The 15,295-nt window shown below is 65.2% G+C and carries 23 protein-coding genes; 15 read left to right on the top strand and 8 right to left on the bottom strand.

The window, feature by feature from the left end:
- Positions 1-3: 3 nt before the first annotated feature.
- Positions 4-570, bottom strand: coding sequence for a DUF5067 domain-containing protein (locus NF551_RS17930; protein WP_227897658.1), 567 nt, complete (start codon positions 568-570; stop codon positions 4-6).
- Between the two features lie 201 nt (positions 571-771).
- Between NF551_RS17930 and NF551_RS17925 the strand changes: the two genes are divergently transcribed.
- The 3 genes from NF551_RS17925 to NF551_RS17915 all read left to right on the top strand — a co-directional run bounded on the left by NF551_RS17925 (position 772) and on the right by NF551_RS17915 (position 2,409).
- Positions 772-1,116: a DUF4326 domain-containing protein gene (locus NF551_RS17925; RefSeq protein ID WP_227897659.1), complete on the top strand. Its 345-nt coding sequence runs from the start codon at positions 772-774 to the stop codon at positions 1,114-1,116.
- Between the two features lie 282 nt (positions 1,117-1,398).
- A complete protein-coding gene (locus NF551_RS17920) occupies positions 1,399-1,755 on the top strand; it encodes a hypothetical protein (RefSeq protein ID WP_227897660.1) in 357 nt (118 codons plus the stop codon).
- Positions 1,756-1,764: 9 nt separating this feature from the next.
- Positions 1,765-2,409, top strand: a complete 645-nt coding sequence (locus tag NF551_RS17915; RefSeq protein WP_227897661.1) for a hypothetical protein — start codon at positions 1,765-1,767, stop codon at positions 2,407-2,409.
- On the opposite strand, the gene NF551_RS17910 is transcribed toward NF551_RS17915, so the two are convergent.
- Positions 2,406-2,759, bottom strand: coding sequence for a hypothetical protein (locus tag NF551_RS17910; protein WP_227897662.1), 354 nt, complete (start codon positions 2,757-2,759; stop codon positions 2,406-2,408). The genes NF551_RS17915 and NF551_RS17910 overlap by 4 nt on opposite strands.
- Before the next feature lie 48 nt (positions 2,760-2,807).
- On the bottom strand, positions 2,808-3,200 hold the full coding sequence (locus tag NF551_RS17905) for a hypothetical protein (protein WP_227897663.1): 393 nt from the start codon (positions 3,198-3,200) through the stop codon (positions 2,808-2,810).
- 77 nt (positions 3,201-3,277) lie between these two features.
- Between NF551_RS17905 and NF551_RS17900 the strand changes: the two genes are divergently transcribed.
- The 6 genes from NF551_RS17900 (at position 3,278) to NF551_RS17875 (ending at position 6,415) form a co-directional block, all read left to right on the top strand.
- Positions 3,278-3,469: a hypothetical protein gene (locus NF551_RS17900; RefSeq protein WP_227897664.1), complete on the top strand. Its 192-nt coding sequence runs from the start codon at positions 3,278-3,280 to the stop codon at positions 3,467-3,469.
- Positions 3,466-4,134 (top strand): hypothetical protein, encoded by a 669-nt coding sequence (locus NF551_RS17895; RefSeq protein ID WP_227897665.1) that lies wholly within the window; start codon positions 3,466-3,468, stop codon positions 4,132-4,134. The genes NF551_RS17900 and NF551_RS17895 overlap by 4 nt, the downstream gene beginning before the upstream one ends.
- Positions 4,131-5,192 carry a hypothetical protein gene (locus NF551_RS17890; RefSeq protein ID WP_227897666.1) on the top strand — a complete coding sequence of 354 codons (1,062 nt, stop codon included), beginning with the start codon at positions 4,131-4,133 and terminating at the stop codon, positions 5,190-5,192. The genes NF551_RS17895 and NF551_RS17890 overlap by 4 nt, the downstream gene beginning before the upstream one ends.
- A 112-nt stretch (positions 5,193-5,304) precedes the next feature.
- Complete coding sequence (locus tag NF551_RS17885; RefSeq protein WP_227897667.1) at positions 5,305-5,760, top strand: hypothetical protein; 456 nt, start codon at positions 5,305-5,307, stop codon at positions 5,758-5,760.
- Between the two features lie 152 nt (positions 5,761-5,912).
- Entirely contained in the window at positions 5,913-6,116 is a 204-nt protein-coding gene (locus tag NF551_RS17880; protein ID WP_227897668.1) for a hypothetical protein, read from the top strand.
- On the top strand, positions 6,113-6,415 hold the full coding sequence (locus NF551_RS17875) for a hypothetical protein (protein WP_227897669.1): 303 nt from the start codon (positions 6,113-6,115) through the stop codon (positions 6,413-6,415). The genes NF551_RS17880 and NF551_RS17875 overlap by 4 nt, the downstream gene beginning before the upstream one ends.
- Positions 6,416-6,424: 9 nt before the next feature.
- Here the strand turns inward: NF551_RS17875 and NF551_RS17870 are convergent, their stop codons facing one another.
- Positions 6,425-6,646, bottom strand: coding sequence for a hypothetical protein (locus tag NF551_RS17870; RefSeq protein ID WP_227897670.1), 222 nt, complete (start codon positions 6,644-6,646; stop codon positions 6,425-6,427).
- An 88-nt stretch (positions 6,647-6,734) separates the two neighbouring features.
- Between NF551_RS17870 and NF551_RS17865 the strand changes: the two genes are divergently transcribed.
- From NF551_RS17865 to NF551_RS17850, 4 genes are all read left to right on the top strand, one after another.
- The gene (locus NF551_RS17865) at positions 6,735-7,550 is read left to right on the top strand and encodes a ribose-phosphate diphosphokinase (protein WP_227897671.1); all 816 of its coding nucleotides are present in this window, start codon (positions 6,735-6,737) and stop codon (positions 7,548-7,550) included.
- A gap of 10 nt (positions 7,551-7,560) precedes the next feature.
- A complete protein-coding gene (locus NF551_RS17860) occupies positions 7,561-9,096 on the top strand; it encodes a nicotinate phosphoribosyltransferase (protein ID WP_227897672.1) in 1,536 nt (511 codons plus the stop codon).
- Complete coding sequence (locus NF551_RS17855; protein ID WP_227897673.1) at positions 9,093-9,734, top strand: NUDIX hydrolase; 642 nt, start codon at positions 9,093-9,095, stop codon at positions 9,732-9,734. The genes NF551_RS17860 and NF551_RS17855 overlap by 4 nt, the downstream gene beginning before the upstream one ends.
- Before the next feature lie 143 nt (positions 9,735-9,877).
- Positions 9,878-10,816, top strand: a complete 939-nt coding sequence (locus NF551_RS17850) for a cation diffusion facilitator family transporter (RefSeq protein WP_227897674.1) — start codon at positions 9,878-9,880, stop codon at positions 10,814-10,816.
- 110 nt (positions 10,817-10,926) lie between these two features.
- On the opposite strand, the gene NF551_RS17845 is transcribed toward NF551_RS17850, so the two are convergent.
- From NF551_RS17845 to NF551_RS17830, 4 genes are all read right to left on the bottom strand, one after another.
- Complete coding sequence (locus NF551_RS17845) at positions 10,927-11,106, bottom strand: hypothetical protein (protein WP_227897675.1); 180 nt, start codon at positions 11,104-11,106, stop codon at positions 10,927-10,929.
- The gene (locus NF551_RS17840) at positions 11,099-11,527 is read right to left on the bottom strand and encodes a DUF6283 family protein (RefSeq protein WP_227897676.1); all 429 of its coding nucleotides are present in this window, start codon (positions 11,525-11,527) and stop codon (positions 11,099-11,101) included. Before NF551_RS17840 ends, NF551_RS17845 begins: the two co-directional genes overlap by 8 nt.
- Positions 11,528-11,713: 186 nt before the next feature.
- Positions 11,714-12,460 (bottom strand): hypothetical protein, encoded by a 747-nt coding sequence (locus NF551_RS17835; protein WP_227897677.1) that lies wholly within the window; start codon positions 12,458-12,460, stop codon positions 11,714-11,716.
- A gap of 15 nt (positions 12,461-12,475) precedes the next feature.
- Positions 12,476-13,174, bottom strand: a complete 699-nt coding sequence (locus NF551_RS17830) for an 8-oxoguanine DNA glycosylase OGG fold protein (RefSeq protein ID WP_227897678.1) — start codon at positions 13,172-13,174, stop codon at positions 12,476-12,478.
- Positions 13,175-13,286: 112 nt separating this feature from the next.
- Here NF551_RS17830 and NF551_RS17825 point away from each other — a divergent pair, with 112 nt between their 5' ends.
- Positions 13,287-14,393 carry a site-specific integrase gene (locus NF551_RS17825; RefSeq protein ID WP_227897679.1) on the top strand — a complete coding sequence of 369 codons (1,107 nt, stop codon included), beginning with the start codon at positions 13,287-13,289 and terminating at the stop codon, positions 14,391-14,393.
- Complete coding sequence (locus tag NF551_RS17820) at positions 14,390-15,295, top strand: hypothetical protein (protein ID WP_227897680.1); 906 nt, start codon at positions 14,390-14,392, stop codon at positions 15,293-15,295. Before NF551_RS17825 ends, NF551_RS17820 begins: the two co-directional genes overlap by 4 nt.

Raw genomic sequence — 15,295 nt, 5'->3', positions numbered from 1 at the left:
CTGCTACTGCAGGTTGTACGTGATCTTGCCGATCTCGGTCATGCCGAGGTTTTCGGAGGCGATGAGATCAACGGGGGTCGTCAGGTCATCGAGTTCGTAGGAGATGGCGCTCTGGATCGTGCCGCCGACCTTGATTTCCTGCATCTGGGACTCCAGGAAGGCATCATCCGGGAGCATCCCGACATCAAGCTTGTTGACGGCGTTCGGATCGTTGTCCTGGATCGCCTGGAACAGGAAGATCCAGTTCGAGGACGTGACGGGGCTCTCACTGGCAACATTGGTGATGTCGTACCAGAAGGCCAGCACGGGCTTCGAGCCGTACTCATTGCCTGGCTCACCGACCTGGATGATCCGGTGATCGGTGATGGCGATCTTTACATCGCGGGTGGTCAGGACGCCGTCGACGAAGGATGCCTCGGCGGCAGGGGCCGTGGTCTCCTTCGGTGCTTCAACGGTCTGGCTGGTGCTGGGCGTTGTGGCGGCAGGTTCATCCGCTGACGCTCCGCCGCATCCGCTGAGCAGGAGGGTAAGCGCCGCTGCAGCTGCCGGGATAGCCATTTTCTTGTTCATTTGTTCCCCCATTAAGGTCCGGCCTACTGCCGGGTAACTTCAATATCCATTCGGAGATTAGCACGGCGCGGGGACTGGCCTATGGCCCGTGCTGGACTGTTGCGTCCCGCAGGCAGGCTGCGCAGATCCCGGCCATGGTCCGCACACATAGGGGGTGCAGCCAGGCACACGGCCGGCGGCATCAACGGAAGCAGCAGAACCATGGCAGAACCAATGACCGGCGCCCCGCGCAGGATCCGGCACAGGGTAGGTGCAGCCCTGCCTGAAAACACGATGCTGGTCGGAAAGGCCAGCAGCTGGGCCACCCCGTTCAAAGCCGGAGAACTGGGTGTGCTCCGCGGCAGCGACGACACCCGGGTGTTCTTCCGCCCGGCAGACGAGGAGGAAGCCCTTGGCATGTTCCGGACCCTCCTCGAACAGCCCGGCATCCGGGCGAAGGTCGTCGCCGACCTCCGAGGCAAGAACCTTGCCTGCTGGTGCCCCCTTGATCAGCCCTGCCATGCTGACGCCCTCCTGGAGGCAGCCAACGGTGCGGACACTGTGTAGAGAGATCGCCTTCATGCCGCACACATAGGGGATGTGGACCACCGGAATGCCGGGCGGGTCCCTGGGGTGTTCGTATCAGCGGGATCCCGTGCATGACGGCGTGGGGCCGGGGAGGCGGTGGCTGACCTGCTGTCCATCGACGGGCAGCTTGATGCACGGGGCGAGCCCGCGATGGTGGAATACGCCGGCCCTTCGCGTCGGAGACGCAGGTTCGAAACCTGCACACCCCTCTCAGCAGCACCCGACCGGGCCAGCAGAGTCCGGCACAGAAGAGGAGCAACAATGGCCTACCCGACATTCCCCGAAATCAACCGCGACCGCCGTGGCTACCCGTTCTACGGTCCCGAGCTGTCTGACGCTCCGGACCTTTACGGCACCGAAGAAGTGCCCGCGGAAGAGAAGCTCGTCTACGCCCGGTACTCCCTGGGTGAGTCAGAATGGATGATTTTTGAGACGGACAAGCTGACTGGGGAGGCCTTCGGATTCGTTGTCCTGAACGGAGACACCGAGATGGCCGAGATGGGATACATCGACGTTATGGCCCTTGAAGGCGCGGTAACACCGTTTGGCTCCATCATCGAACGGGACCGGAACTGGACGCCAAAGCCATTCGGAGAGGTGGACCCCCGGGGCCGCTAGGATGTCCGGATGACACGAGACTGGGATGCCTACGACGCCACCTGGGTTCCGCTGGACGGACAGGTTCAAGCCTGCGCCAACTCCCTCCGCCGAATCCTGGAAGAGCTCCGCAGGACCCGGTCCGTGCCCGTACGGGACGTCATCAGGGACATGCAGAAGGTCTCCCAGCTGCGCTCCCGTGCAAAGGGCACCAGCCAGCTCGACAAGATCGACCGGGATGAACTGGTCGCCCGCCTCACCGTCAACTTCCGCGCGCTTCAGTTCCTGCGCGCCTGGGCGGACCGGTTCGTGCCATTGAGCGCCGAGACAGTCCATCGGATCCAGGGAAGCCGTGCCCTGGCCGGAACACCCGAGGAAATCCTCCTCAGCTGCCGGGAACGCACTGAGCTGCTGCTTCTCGCCAGGCCTGAAGGACGGCAGTTCTGGGACCTTGCCCGGACGCTTCTGGCTGACATCGAGGCAGAGCTCCAAAACGCCGACAGTGCCTCCGCGGTGGAACTGATCCAGTACAAGTCGACCATCCAGTGGGTGGCCCCTGCCTGGATCTTCAAAGACAGGACGAAGTACGGGGAGAGCACCAAGTACGGGTACCGCGCCGTCCCGGTTAACAGTGTTGTCTCAGGGGGCCTGCCCGGGCTGGGCCGCAGCAGCTAGGAAGGATCCGGCATCAGCTTCCAGATGCGGTCGATGACGTCCAGGGCACGGGCGCCTGAGAGGTCCAGGGCCCTGACACCGTCAACGTCGTGGATGTTGTGCATCAGGTTCGAGAAGGATGTTCCGTTCAGTGCCGGCACCTCACCGCGGACAATGCGGTCGGCCGCTGCGAGGAGCGCGGCGTCCCCCTGTGGTTCTTCCAGATGGCGGACATACGCGCGGACCGTGTTGATCCTCGGGTCCCGGTCCGATTCGGCGCGGCCCAGGGAAAGGGCCAGGTTCAGGGCAGGGTCTGCGTCCATGCTGGTGCGGATCGACTCAACGTACCGGTCAATGGATTCTCGGCTCATAGGCATGTTCCCTATGTGTGCGGCACGCCCCGAAGCGCTGCCCGCTCACTAGAACGGGGGATACGGGCGCAGCTCGCGGACCTCGGCGGAGAGTGAGCTGTCACGCTCAATGATTCCGAGGATGATCCGGCGTGCAGCGTCGGACGGGAATTCAGTGCCAGTGTCGACCCCTGCGCCGTCAAGGTTGACGATCATGTTGTTGAACGTCATGCCGTACACAGCGGGTTCTTCACCGCGGATGATCCGGTCTGCTTCGGCCAGGCGCAGCTCATCGCCGGTGGGGTTGTAGGCGCCCCTCACGTACCTCAGGGCAATATTGCCGCCAAGCTCACGGAAGCCATCCTCCTCCTTCAGCGTGTTCAGGGACATGGCCATCATGAGGGCCGGGTCGGAGCGGATGGCATCCAGGGCATTGGCCAGGGCGGTGTCGGTGGTCTTCATGGTTCCTATGTGTGCGGCACATCCCCGGGAGCTGTCCGCAGGCTGCTCCTCCGGTGCCCAGCCGCACACAGTCAGTCATGATGAACAGTTCCGTACATACCCTGCAGCGTCAGGGAACCGCACCCCTGCCGGCCCCGGAAAGCGACGAGCTGGTGGTCGATTCGATCCCGGCAATCACCTCCTACTCGGACGCCAACGACGCTGACTTCCGCACCATGATGGATCAGGCTTTCGAGCTGAACCACGCACACCGGGCAGGACTGAAGTGAGCACCGGCGGCACCAATACTGCCGGATCAAGCCCGCAGGTCATCATCCGGGACCCCATCGGGCGGTTCAAAGAGCACCTTCACCGTGAGCCGGCAGCGAAGCTCACCGGAAACATGGACATGCTCAGCTCGCGTCTGGCCGGCTACGCCGAGGAGAAGCACGAAGCCGCACTCGCAGCGAAGCGTGCCGCCAACAAGGCGCGCGTCTCGATTGCGGCCCGGGCCATCCGGGACAGCGACCCGGAGATCGCCAGGGTCTTCCTCAGCTCCAAGGACCCGCTCGGCGGCGCCACCGTCGTCGAAGTAGAGGATGCCGACGGGAAGGCCCTCAGCCCGCATAAGAGGGTGGCAGCCCAGGATGCGCTGAGGCACGCGCAGGTCTCCTACGAGCACAGGTTCCTGTACGGCGGCATCAACGTCGAGGGAATGAGCCAGTGGATTCCGGAGGACTTCAACCCGGATCTGGACCGTGAAAACGAGTCCGAGAAAGGTGCCCGCCGCGCCCTCGTGGCCATGAACGCAGCCGCGCTGGAAGCAACCGACCCGCAGACCCGTGTAGCCGACATGCTCACTGACATGCGCCACTACGCCCGCAAGCACGGCATCAGCTTCGACGACGCCATCGAACGATCTGAGAACTACTTCGAACAGGACCGGGAATCATGAGCACCACCACCGCGCCCCAGCCGCGTGAGGCCGGCGGCCAGTACAGCTTCAAGACCCACGGTGAGGCACCCGTAGCGCTTGGCGCCGCCGGTGATGACACCATCACCCGCCTCCACGAATTCGCCGACGCCCAGCCCGGCTCGACTGAAGGCCGCGGGCTGGCCAACCAGGCCCGGCTCTCGGCTGCAGCCCGGAACATCCATGAGGGCCTGCCCGGGGCGGCCAGCTTCACCCTGGACAAGGCCGATGGAGGCTACGTCGTCGCCCGAGCCTGGGACACCCGCGGCTACCAGCTGGGCGAGGATGACCGTGAGTACATCGTGAAGCACCTCCGCGAAGCCGGCGTCGGCTACATCCATACCCCGGTCGGCCTGGCCGAGGCCCGGCGGTGGGAGCCCGATGCCGTCTCTCCAACCTCCCCGAAGATCACGTCCAAGGGCCGCACCGTCTTCGTGACGCTGCCGGACGGGGTGGTTGTGGACAGGACGTCGAAGAGCAATAACTACACGCATGCCATCATCGCCTCTCCGGAGAACACCGACGTCGTGCGGAAACTGGCGCTCGTCGAGGCCGATGAGCACCGGAAGGAAGTCGATGACATTGACGCCGCTCTGGCCGAGCCGCTGAAGATCCGGTCAGTGCAGCGGGTCAAGACCACCGGCGACCCGGACGTGAACCATCAGGGCGAACCTGTCTACTACAACCACGAGTACCGCGCCTACTCCACGGACGGCAAACGCCTGCTGAAGACGCTGCGGGGCAACTCGAAGCAGGAAACCCAGGGCGCCTACGACGAGGACGGCAAATACCACCCGGACCGCATTGAGAAGATCTTCCCGGCCATGAAGGCGGCACTGAAGGAACGACGTAACACCGTGCAGGGGTACGTCGACAAGGCTATGTCAACGGTGGAAGAGATCGACAACGGCACCTACAACGCCGGCACCTGGTCCGCCTGGGGCTTCTCCGCCTCGGCCGCCAACGCAGAGAAGACTGCACGGTCCAGCATGAACCATGCGCCGGCACGCACGTTCTCCGCAGTGGAGATCGACAAGTAGCAGCGCTCTGGCCGAGGGGTCCGTCCTGATGGGGGCGGGCCCTTCGTTTACCCAAGAGGCTCCTGCCTCGACTTCATTACGGGGATCCACCCCGCGCCCGAAAGGAAGCCCATTGGCCAGTACGAGAACCCGCACCATCCCTGACGAGGCCTGGGAAGCGGTTGGCAATTCCGTCTTCCGCGACGGACACCTCTACCCGGACAGGTGGCACTGGGAGGGCAGGACCGCCGTGTACGAGGACTGCCAGGACCAGGAGCTGGTGCGGCTGCACGCGTTCTTCACCCTGGAGAACTACCCCGAATGGGCCGGCGCCGCCGTCATCTGCCCCCGCGCGCCCCGGCTGGAGGAAACCCTGGTCCGGTTCGATGACAAGGCCGCCTTCATCGCCAACGGGCACCTGAACCCGCACCGCAGCCCCGGCGTCCCGGACTGGTACTTCTTCTGGACCCGCAATTACACCATGGGAGCCCTGAAGAAATGGGCCCGCTCCGTCGGACTCATACCGCCCAAGGATCTTCCTCAGGGCCGCGGCGGCTACGGCATCGACACCGGCCTGAGAAGACGCTGACGCCGTTGCGTATTCCGGTGCGGGCCGCACACAGGAAAGCATGAACATCTTCCAGCGCAAGAGCGCGACCGGCAACCCCCGCAGACGGCAGCCCCAGGGGGGTACCCACCGGCGGCCAGTTCGCCGCGGAATCGAAGCCCGAACCCGAATCCGTGACACTGGCGCCGGCCGGCAGTGACCGCACCCAGGAACTGATCTACGAGGCCGGGAAGGTCTACAGCGATCCGGAGAAGGCCGTAAACGCCGCCATGGCAATCGAGGCGATGGAAGAAACCGCGCGGCAGATGAACCTGGCCGACGAATACCGGGCCAGGGGTAATGAGCCTGCTCCCCCGAAGAAGCTCGCGCGGCCATGACAGCGAACGCCCTTGCCGATCTGCGTTTCGATCTCCTGAGCGATGAGCAAGGAGGATTGCCTGTTTCCGCCATGCGCACGGACGCCACCGACGTCATCAGGAACCTTCCCGAGGAGATCGAGCAGGCCGGCTCCACAGAGGGTCGGATCGCAGCCGTCCAGGCGGCACGGGAGAGGATCCACGCCGTCCAGGAAAAGCACAGCGCTGTTTCAAGCGTCGCCCAGGACATCCGCAACCATCTGGACGAAGCGGACAGGCTTCTGGGCAAGACCTACGACTGGGACAGGGCAGGCTACTAGCCGTCAGGCCTATGAGGCGGGGGCGCCCTCATCCTTCAGGTAGGCGATGAGGGCGTCATCTTCGAGGAAGTAGGTGTCGAAGGAGAGGTCGAGCCGGTGGCGCAGGTTCTCGACGTACTGGAAGAAGCGCTGGTCGGATCCTGAGCGCTTCCAGTCTGCTTCCAGCAGGCTGAGCAGTTCGTCGATGCGGGTTTCGGGGCGGGTGCCCGGCTGCTGGTTTTCGGTGTCCATACGGCGAGTCTAACTCCGTCGCTGACGTCCAAAATACCCACGGTCACGTAATAAACATCAAATGATGAATATTGTGTATAGTGAAGGCATGCTCACAACATTCGCCCAGGTCCCCCAGGGATTCACCGTCCACTCGGCAGCAACGGCCATGACGTTCCCGGCCGGCGAAGCCCACATCAAAACCGACGCCGCCGAAGGCCAGACGCCGCTGTACCTCTACCTCACCGGTGCCGACGCCAACGAGTACATGAGCGCCGCAATGTGGATCGACTACGCCCACCAGGGCGGCCACGAGGTCAAGGCACTCATCCCGTACCTCCCCGGCGCCCGCCAGGACCGCGGCAACCCCTTCGGAGCCAAGGTCTACGCCAACCTCATCAACGCCATGAACGCCGACGAGGTCGTCTGCTTCGACCCGCACTCACCCGTCATGCCGGGTCTGGTCAACAACCTGCGGGTTGTGGGATCCGAGAGCGTCATCGCCCGCGCAGTCCGCAAGCACCTCCCCGGATACGCCGGCGTCATCTGCCCCGACGAGGGTGCCAAAGCCCGCTCCGCCGTCACCGCCCAGGCACTCGGTCTTCCCCTCTTCCACGCCGCCAAACACCGCGACTTCGCAACCGGCAAGCTCTCGGGCTTCACCTGCGAAGAACTTCCCGCCGAAGGCCGCTTCCTGGTCGTCGACGACATCTGCGACGGCGGCGGAACCTTCATGGGCCTCGCCCAGGCAACCGGCCTCGGACCCGGCCGCCTCGACCTCTGGGTCAGCCACGGAGTCTTCTCCGGCAACGCAGGCCAGCTCACCGAAGCCTTCGGAAACATCTTCACGACCGACTCACACCCCGGCGCCGCCAACCCGGCCGTCGGCGCCCGCATCACACCCCTGATCTCCCACCTCATCTAAGGAACCCGCCATGACCACCATCGCCCCGGAAATCACGACCGCCAGCGTCACCGCCGCCCTCTTCGAAACCGACGCCTACAAGCTCGGCCACATCCACATGTACCCCAAGGGAACCACCCAGGTCCTCTCCAACTTCACCAACCGCGGCTCGCGCATCGAAGGCGTGGACCACGTCGTGCACTTCGGTCTGCAGGCCTTCCTGCAGAACTACTGCATCGAACGGTTCGCACCCTTCTTCGCCGCCGACGAGGACGAAGCTGTTGCCGAATACGCCGAAGGCCTCATCGCCACGCTTGGCCCGAACAACATCGGCACTGACCACGTCCGTGCCCTGCACCGCCGCGGATACCTGCCCCTGATCTTCCGGGCCATCCCTGAAGGCACCCGGGTCCCGCTGCTGGTTCCGTCCGTCACCGTTGAATCCACCGAGCGCGAGTTCTTCTGGCTGGTGAACTACATCGAGACCGCCCTCAGCGCCTCCATCTGGCACCCCTCCACGGTCGCCACCATCGCCGACAAGTACCGGGGCATCCTCGATGACGCCGCCGAAAAGACAGGCACCGCACCGGGGTTCGTCGACTGGCAGCTGCATGACTTCTCCTTCCGCGGCATGCCCGGCATCGACACCGCTGCCGCCTCGGGCGCGGCCCACCTGCTTTCCTTCAAGGGCTCCGATTCGCTGGGCGCCATGGACTTCGTCCGCCGTTACTACAACTCGGCCTTCGGTGCGGAGAACGGCCAGATCCTGGGGTCCATCCCGGCCAGTGAGCATGCCGTCATGTGCGCCAGTGGCCCGGAAGGCGAGGAAGAGACCTTCCGAAGCATCCTCGAAGCCAACCCTGCGGGCAATATCTCCCTCGTCTCCGACGGCTACGACCTCTGGAAGGTGCTGCAGGTCATCCTGCCGAACCTGAAGGACGTCATCATGGCCCGCGAAGGCAACACCGTCATCCGCCCGGACTCCGGCGACCCGGCCGACATCGTCTGCGGCACCCGTACCCGCCCCGGCGCCGTGCACACGGCAGAAGTGAAGACCATGGAGCGCAACCCGGCATACTTCGGCGTCATTGAGCTGCTGGACGCCGAGTTCGGCCACACCATCAACGACGCCGGGTACAAGGTGCTGAACAAGGTCCGGGTCATGTACGGAGACTCCATCACAGCCGAGCGCGCCGTGGACATGACCTCACGCCTGGAAAAGATGGGCTACGCCTCGGAGAACCTCGTCATGGGCGTCGGCTCGTTCACCTACCAGTACAACACCCGGGACACCTTCTCCTCCGCCATCAAGGTCACCCACATCGTCGTTGAAGGTGAAGGACGCAACGTCTTCAAGGACCCGGCCACCGCAAAGGGCGCCAAGCGTTCGGCCACCGGCCGCCTGGCTGTCATCCTGGGCGAGGACGGGGAGCTGAAGCTGATCGAGAAGGCCACCCCGGAGCAGGAAGAAGCCTCGCTGCTGCAGCCGGTCTGGGCCAACGGCCAGTTCATCCGCCGTCAGTCCTTCGCAGACGTCCGGGCAGTGCTCGGTAACATCGCATCATGACCCTCCCGCAGCAGCCGCTCGTCTCGATCGACACCGTCCCCTTCCTGTTCCGGGACGGTGTCCTGATGGTGGTCCTTGCCGACCGCATCTTCGAGCCGTTCCTGGGGCAGGCCGCACTGCCCGGCGTCCTGCTGTCCACCAATGAACTCCTGGCCGAGGCCGCCGCCCGGGCCCTGAGCACGAAAGCCGGTATCGCCGGTGACTCTGTCCGCAGCATCACCGGTGCCGGCGTCTTCGACAACCCGGACCGCGACCCCCGCGGCCCGACGCTCTCCATCGTCCATACGGTTGTCCTGGATCCGCAGGCCGAGACTGGGGCGCTGGCACACCTGGTCCGCGCGGCCGACGCCAAGGGGCTGCCGTTCGATCACGAGGCCATCATCGCCCGCACGGCAGGCACCGTCCTGGACTCGCTCTGGGTTGATGCCGGCCTGACCCGGGCGCTGCTCGGTGAATCGTTCACGACGGCCTCGGCGGCACGCCTGAGCCGGGAACTGGCGGCAGCTGCAGGACGGCCCGAACCCGTGACCGCCAACCTGGGCCGGGACCTGGCCAAGAATCCAGCACTGGTGAAAACGACAGCTGCCGCCGAACCCGTCGGCCGCGGCCGTCCCGCAGCCGGATGGGCCTGGGCCTAGGCTGAGCCGACACTGAGCGGCGCCGTCCTGCATTGCGGGGCGGTGTCGCTTTGTTTTGCGGTGAAGGAAAACAGGACTGCCGCACACATAGGGGAGGCGGGCTGAACACTGCCCGCCGTCACCACTCTCAAGGAGCCCCGTCCGTGTCAGCCCCCAACGGCAGTAAGGCGATCATCGCCGCACTTGCCGCCAACCTTTCCATCGCCGCGATGAAGTTCGTGGCCTACCTGCTCACCGCTTCATCCTCGATGATGGCCGAGTCCATCCACTCGGTGGCCGACTCCTCGAACCAGATCCTGCTGCTTGTCGGCGGTAAACGGGCAAGGCGCCAGGCCAGCCCGGAGCACCCCTTCGGATATGGCCGTGAACGCTACATCTACGCGTTCATCGTCTCCATCATCCTCTTCTCCGTCGGCGGTCTCTTCGCCCTGTACGAGGCGTGGCACAAGTTCCAGGATCCCCACGGGATTGAAGGCCGCTGGTGGTGGGTCCCGGTCGCCGTCCTGGTCTTCGGCCTCTTCGCCGAGGGCATGTCCTTCCGCACCGCCGTCCGCGAATCGAACCACACGCGCGGGCGCAGCACCTGGCTGCAGTTCATCCGGCGGGCCAAGTCCCCGGAACTGCCCGTTATCCTGCTCGAGGATTTCGCCGCCCTGCTGGGCCTGTCGTTCGCCCTCTTCGGCGTTGTCCTGACCCTGGTCACCGGCAACGGAATCTTCGACGCCGCCGGCACTGCACTGATCGGCGTCCTGCTGGTCGTCGTGGCAGCCGTCCTGGCCGTGGAGACCAAGTCGCTGCTGCTCGGTGAGTCAGCGACGGCAGCCGACGTGCGCGCCATCGAGGAGGCCATGATCGGTGAAGGCGTGGAGAAGATCATCCACCTGCGCACCATGCACCTTGGTCCGGAAGAACTCCTCGTCGCAGCCAAGTTCGCCGTCGACAAGGCTAATACCGCCCAGGACATCGCTGACGCCATCAACGCGGCCGAAGCCCGGATCCGTGCCGCGGTGCCCATCGCCCGGCTGATCTTCCTGGAACCGGACGTGTACTCGCCGGCGAAGGCAGTCCCGGCACAGAGCTAGAGCCGGAAAGGAACCCCGCACCCCCACCGGTGCGGGGTTCTTCTGTGCCTGCAGGACCGCAAAAGCCCCGCACCGGGATCCGGCACAGGGCTTGCGGTGAAACGGGCGGGTCAGTCCTTCGCTGCGCTGGCCTGCTGGTCGCGGATTGCCTTCTGCAGGCGGTCCTGGCGCGACCCCTTCCGCGGCTTGGGCGTGTGCCTCTGGGCGGCACTGGAACGGCGGAGTTCCCGCATCGCTGCTGCCAGTTCGGGGTTGGCCCACGTGTGCTTCTTCCCGGGTTTCTTAGGCATGGAACGCCTGCACCTCTTTCTTGCGCATGATTTTGTCGATGACGGCCACCGCGTCGGCTCCGGGGGAGTGGATCTGCTTGCCGCCATGCTCTGCGGCCTCCGCTCCGCTGGCGAACAGGGGAACATCGGTCGTGTAGTCGGCGCACGAGGGGTCGAGGTCCCCGCGCATCAGGCCCAGGCGGACGGCGAGCATATCTGCCGGGTCCCGGTGGCCGAGCCAGCCGGAGCAGACGCAGCCGTCGCCCTGGTGGCACATGAAAACGGCGGCTGAGGACTGCTCGTGCATTTCGCCGTCGTAGGCAGGCAATTTGGCATATTCGGCCTTATCCCACACCCCTGACGGAACGTTCTTCCGGTAGGGGCACGAGGCGCAGGGACTCTTGCGGGGCTGGGCCGCTTCAGGTTGCTGGGGGCCGGACATGGGGGTTCCTTCGATAGGCAGAGTGGTTGTACTGCCTATGTGTGCGGACGGCGCGGTGGATGTGCACACGAGCGGGCCAGGGCGCCTGCCGCCGCGTCATTTCAGGGGTCCGGCGCTCAGGTCCCGTTTTTTCGGGCAGACAGTTCTCGCTTCAAGGGGGTGGAATTTCACCGACGATAATGAAGATTATCGTCGGTAGCCTGTTTTGAGATTTTCGCACCGAATTTGAATGAAATCGGGGCAGATGAGAGCCATAGCCCGGGACGGACAACGCCAGGGTCGGTTGGTGAGGGCCTCGGTCCAGCACCTGGCCGACCGCGCATATCCCGCATCGGGATCGTAGAAAGCTCCCGGCACCGAGTACGTTGCGGCCGTACCAGCCCATCGGACCCGGACCTCTCCGTCTCTTGCCGGACGGTCACCCTCATTGACCATCCAGCTGCTGGAACGAAACGCCACTCCCCAGGGCTCAGCCATGAACATCGTTCCACTGCCTGAACCGAAGAAGGTGCTCTCACTCGCCACAAGCTTGCAGCCTGTCGAGTTCTCGGCGACCACGCTGTACCTGGTGTGGTTCAGCGCATCGAGGCCCATGCCGATCACGCAGAACGCCGAGCACAGCGTCAGTGGAGTCCAAAACCAGCGGATTTGAACCTCGGACCACTTGAAAGCGTCGGCTTCCGGGACGGAACGGCGTGCGGAGACCTGCACGGAGACGAGGATGGCAGCGAGGGCAAACAGGGCTCCGGCTGCCATCCACCACGGAATGAACTTTCCGCCGACTACAAACAGGACCGTCATGAAGCCCGGAAAGACAAGCGGGATGCCGGCGATGAGAAGGGCCACCGCAATCCGTGGGAGGGCAGCGCTGCTTCCGGCCCAGGCCCTGGCACGTTGCAGCACTCCGGTGCGGGCGTCCTCCCTGCTATTCACAGATCCCGTCCCGCCCTACCGGCGCTTGAAGACGGCGTATTCGATCTCGTCGGCACGGACCTTGCGCTCACCGTTCAGCTGCTCGGTTGCCAGATCGGCCCACCGGCTCATGAATGTGCAGTACCTGCCGTAGGCGTCGGGGTACCAGCTGTCCGTAGGCGCTGCTTCCCAGACGTCGGAGAGGTTGCTGGCTACGGTTTCGTCCAGGATGACGTAGTGCGGCTGGGTGCTGATCCCCTGGGCGAAGTAAAGGAACTTGGTCGAGAACGCCGGACCGAACCAGGTGATCCGGGCACCTCCCCGAGGGGTGGTTAGGATGCCGTAGACCTCCTCGGCAGGCTCGCCGCCGCGCACCGCGGTCCAGGCTGACAGCAGCAGGTCCGCTGCCCTCTCCTGGTCCTTGGCGATGCCATCGAGCCTCTTGGGAAGGTTCCGGGCCTTGTTCCCGAGGCCCCAGGCATAGGAGTAGTAGTGCAGCTGGAAGACGTTCTCCGGTGTGATCTCGCGTGATCCCAGTTCAAGGACGTCGCGCCTGGATACGCTGACCCACCCGGTGCCGGAGAGCTTGCCCTCGAGGGGTGGCAGGTCCCGCAGCGCCAGTTCCTTCTGCCAGCGGTCGGTGTTCACCGGGATGGAGTGGCCCAGGACTTTCTCCTCTCCCGGCAGGTCAGAGACGATGTAGTCGGGCAGCGGTGCTTCGGCGATGATCGGCATGGCGTGACTCTACAGGGGAGCTGTAGCCGCGGAGAGGTATTGCGCCGCTGCGGCCGGCTGTTATGTCAGTGCCGGGAGGTATGACTGGTGACCTGATAACCAAGGGAGCGCCATGACCCTCATCGCTGACCACCGCCACGGGGAGCTGCTGAGCCCCGCCGATGCCGCGCGCGTCCAGGAAGCACTGGACAACTCCATCTCCGATGCGACCAAGACCGCCTACGCCTCCGACTGGCGTGCCTTCACCGGCTGGTGCTCCTCGAGCGGTTACCGGCCCATGCCGGCCTTAGCCGAAACCGTCATCGCCTACCTGACCTTCATGGCCTCAGCTGTCCGTCCTGACGGCAGGCACGCCTACGCCCAGTCCACGATCGTCCGCCGGGCCTCATCCATCAACGCCCAGCACGTAGCGGCCGGCATGGCCCCGCCCGGCGCGGACGGGCGCGTAACCCGGGCACTGAAAGCCATCAAGCGTTACAGGACCCAGCCCCAGCGGCGGGTGGCGCCTCTGCTGACGGGCGATGTCCGGCTCCTGCTCGAAGGCACCCAGGTCCGCACCTGGCCGGACGGTATCGGGGCTGTCCGGGACGCTGCGCTGCTCCTTGCAGGTTTTGCCGGTGCCTTCCGCCGCTCCGAGCTGGCCGCCCTGAAGATCTCCGACGTCATCCCCGACCTTGCCGACGGCGTCTACCTGCGCGTTCGCCGGTCCAAGACCGATCAGGAGGGGCAGGGCCAGATCAAGGGCCTGCCGTACGGAGTCCACCCGCTCACGTGCGCACCCTGCGCCATCTACCGGTGGATGGACCTCCTCGACGCGGCCGAAGGGCCCGACGGGCGCCCCGGACTCATGCGCGCCCTGCGCAAAGCCGGCCAGCCGACCTCCCACATTTGCCGGGACGGCAGGCACCAGCGGCGCTCGGACAACGAGAGCCCACTGTTCAGGTCCCTGGCCGGCGGCGGAGTCATCAAACCGAAAGGCATGACCGGCCACGCAGTCAGCGACGTCATCAAACGCCGGGCGGCCGCAGCAGGGCTTGACCCCAATCAGTACGCCGGGCACTCCCTTCGGGCGGGCTTCGTCACGCAGGCCTTCAAATCGGGCGCCGATTCGCGTTCGGTCCGCCGGCAGACCGGCCACACCGGTGACGCCATCCTGGCCGTCTACGACCGGGAGAACGCCCCGCTTGAAGGCAACGCAGTCAGGAGCATCGGCCTGTGACAGCAACCATCACGCGCCCGCGCCGCACCTCCCGGGAATGGTCACTGTTCCAGGACTGGTGCTCGGCCGCCGACGTAGTGCCCATGCCGGCCACGGCGGAAACGATCGCAGAGTTCTTCCGGGAGGTGCCCGCGACAGGATCCACCCGGAACCGGCAGCTCCAGGCCATCAGGCGAGCCCACCGGGAAGCCGGACTGCACCTGCCGCTGCCTACGCCGGAACCGAGGACACCCTGGCGGACCGGTCCGGGATGGCTGGATCTTGGGACGACCCTCCGGCGCGCACCGCTCAGCGGCTGGCCATCAGGGCTTGCAGCACGCCGGGACATGTTCCTCGTCGTCCTGGCAGGGGAGTGCGGGCTCTCACGTGAAGGCGCACGGTCGGTGGCCGCCGGGGACGTCGTCCAGGATGCCTGCGGAAGCTGGAGCATCGGCCGGCACCCCATCCCGCGGACCCCCGATGCCGGATCCTGCCCGTCGTGTGCTGTCGCCCGGTGGATGAAGGTACTGGAAATCTGGGACTCAAGGGGCCGCTACTCCGTCCGTGAGCACGTTGCCGGTTACCGGCCGGACGGTGAACACGAATGCCTGGAACCTGCCGTCCACGAAGGGATTTCCGCCCATACCCTGCTTCCCGGCATCGACAAGTACGGGTGGCTGGCGGACTGGGAACCGATGACGGCACGAAGCATTTCCGCTGTGCTCGCCTACCGGCAGGACGCCGCCCAATGGCCCAGGGATCCGGCACCGTTTGAGGCCGTAGACGTACCGGAGCGCACTGACTTCCAGCGGACCAGCATGCAGGACCTCACCGAGATGCTCGACGATCTCGACGACATGGTCAGCGCCGCGCTTCGGGCCTCCGAAGCCGTCATGAAAGAGGTCGCTGCCTCAGCGAAGTAG

The sequence above is a fragment of the Arthrobacter caoxuetaonis genome (assembly GCF_023921125.1).
Taxonomy (GTDB): Bacteria; Actinomycetota; Actinomycetes; order Actinomycetales; family Micrococcaceae; genus Arthrobacter_B; species Arthrobacter_B caoxuetaonis.
Note: the sequence above shows the minus strand (reverse complement) of the source record. Positions and strands in the feature narration are given on the sequence as shown.

What these genes read in the sequence shown, in the direction of transcription:
- NF551_RS17930 (WP_227897658.1), bottom strand. Translation starts at nt 570, where the DNA reads ATGAACAAGAAAATGGCTATCCCGGCAGCTGCAGCGGCGCTTACCCTC.
- NF551_RS17925 (WP_227897659.1), top strand. Translation starts at nt 772, where the DNA reads ATGGCAGAACCAATGACCGGCGCCCCGCGCAGGATCCGGCACAGGGTA.
- NF551_RS17920 (WP_227897660.1), top strand. Translation starts at nt 1,399, where the DNA reads ATGGCCTACCCGACATTCCCCGAAATCAACCGCGACCGCCGTGGCTAC.
- NF551_RS17915 (WP_227897661.1), top strand. Translation starts at nt 1,765, where the DNA reads ATGACACGAGACTGGGATGCCTACGACGCCACCTGGGTTCCGCTGGAC.
- NF551_RS17910 (WP_227897662.1), bottom strand. Translation starts at nt 2,759, where the DNA reads ATGAGCCGAGAATCCATTGACCGGTACGTTGAGTCGATCCGCACCAGC.
- NF551_RS17905 (WP_227897663.1), bottom strand. Translation starts at nt 3,200, where the DNA reads ATGAAGACCACCGACACCGCCCTGGCCAATGCCCTGGATGCCATCCGC.
- NF551_RS17900 (WP_227897664.1), top strand. Translation starts at nt 3,278, where the DNA reads ATGATGAACAGTTCCGTACATACCCTGCAGCGTCAGGGAACCGCACCC.
- NF551_RS17890 (WP_227897666.1), top strand. Translation starts at nt 4,131, where the DNA reads ATGAGCACCACCACCGCGCCCCAGCCGCGTGAGGCCGGCGGCCAGTAC.
- NF551_RS17875 (WP_227897669.1), top strand. Translation starts at nt 6,113, where the DNA reads ATGACAGCGAACGCCCTTGCCGATCTGCGTTTCGATCTCCTGAGCGAT.
- NF551_RS17870 (WP_227897670.1), bottom strand. Translation starts at nt 6,646, where the DNA reads ATGGACACCGAAAACCAGCAGCCGGGCACCCGCCCCGAAACCCGCATC.
- NF551_RS17865 (WP_227897671.1), top strand. Translation starts at nt 6,735, where the DNA reads ATGCTCACAACATTCGCCCAGGTCCCCCAGGGATTCACCGTCCACTCG.
- NF551_RS17860 (WP_227897672.1), top strand. Translation starts at nt 7,561, where the DNA reads ATGACCACCATCGCCCCGGAAATCACGACCGCCAGCGTCACCGCCGCC.
- NF551_RS17855 (WP_227897673.1), top strand. Translation starts at nt 9,093, where the DNA reads ATGACCCTCCCGCAGCAGCCGCTCGTCTCGATCGACACCGTCCCCTTC.
- NF551_RS17845 (WP_227897675.1), bottom strand. Translation starts at nt 11,106, where the DNA reads ATGCCTAAGAAACCCGGGAAGAAGCACACGTGGGCCAACCCCGAACTG.
- NF551_RS17840 (WP_227897676.1), bottom strand. Translation starts at nt 11,527, where the DNA reads ATGTCCGGCCCCCAGCAACCTGAAGCGGCCCAGCCCCGCAAGAGTCCC.
- NF551_RS17830 (WP_227897678.1), bottom strand. Translation starts at nt 13,174, where the DNA reads ATGCCGATCATCGCCGAAGCACCGCTGCCCGACTACATCGTCTCTGAC.
- NF551_RS17825 (WP_227897679.1), top strand. Translation starts at nt 13,287, where the DNA reads ATGACCCTCATCGCTGACCACCGCCACGGGGAGCTGCTGAGCCCCGCC.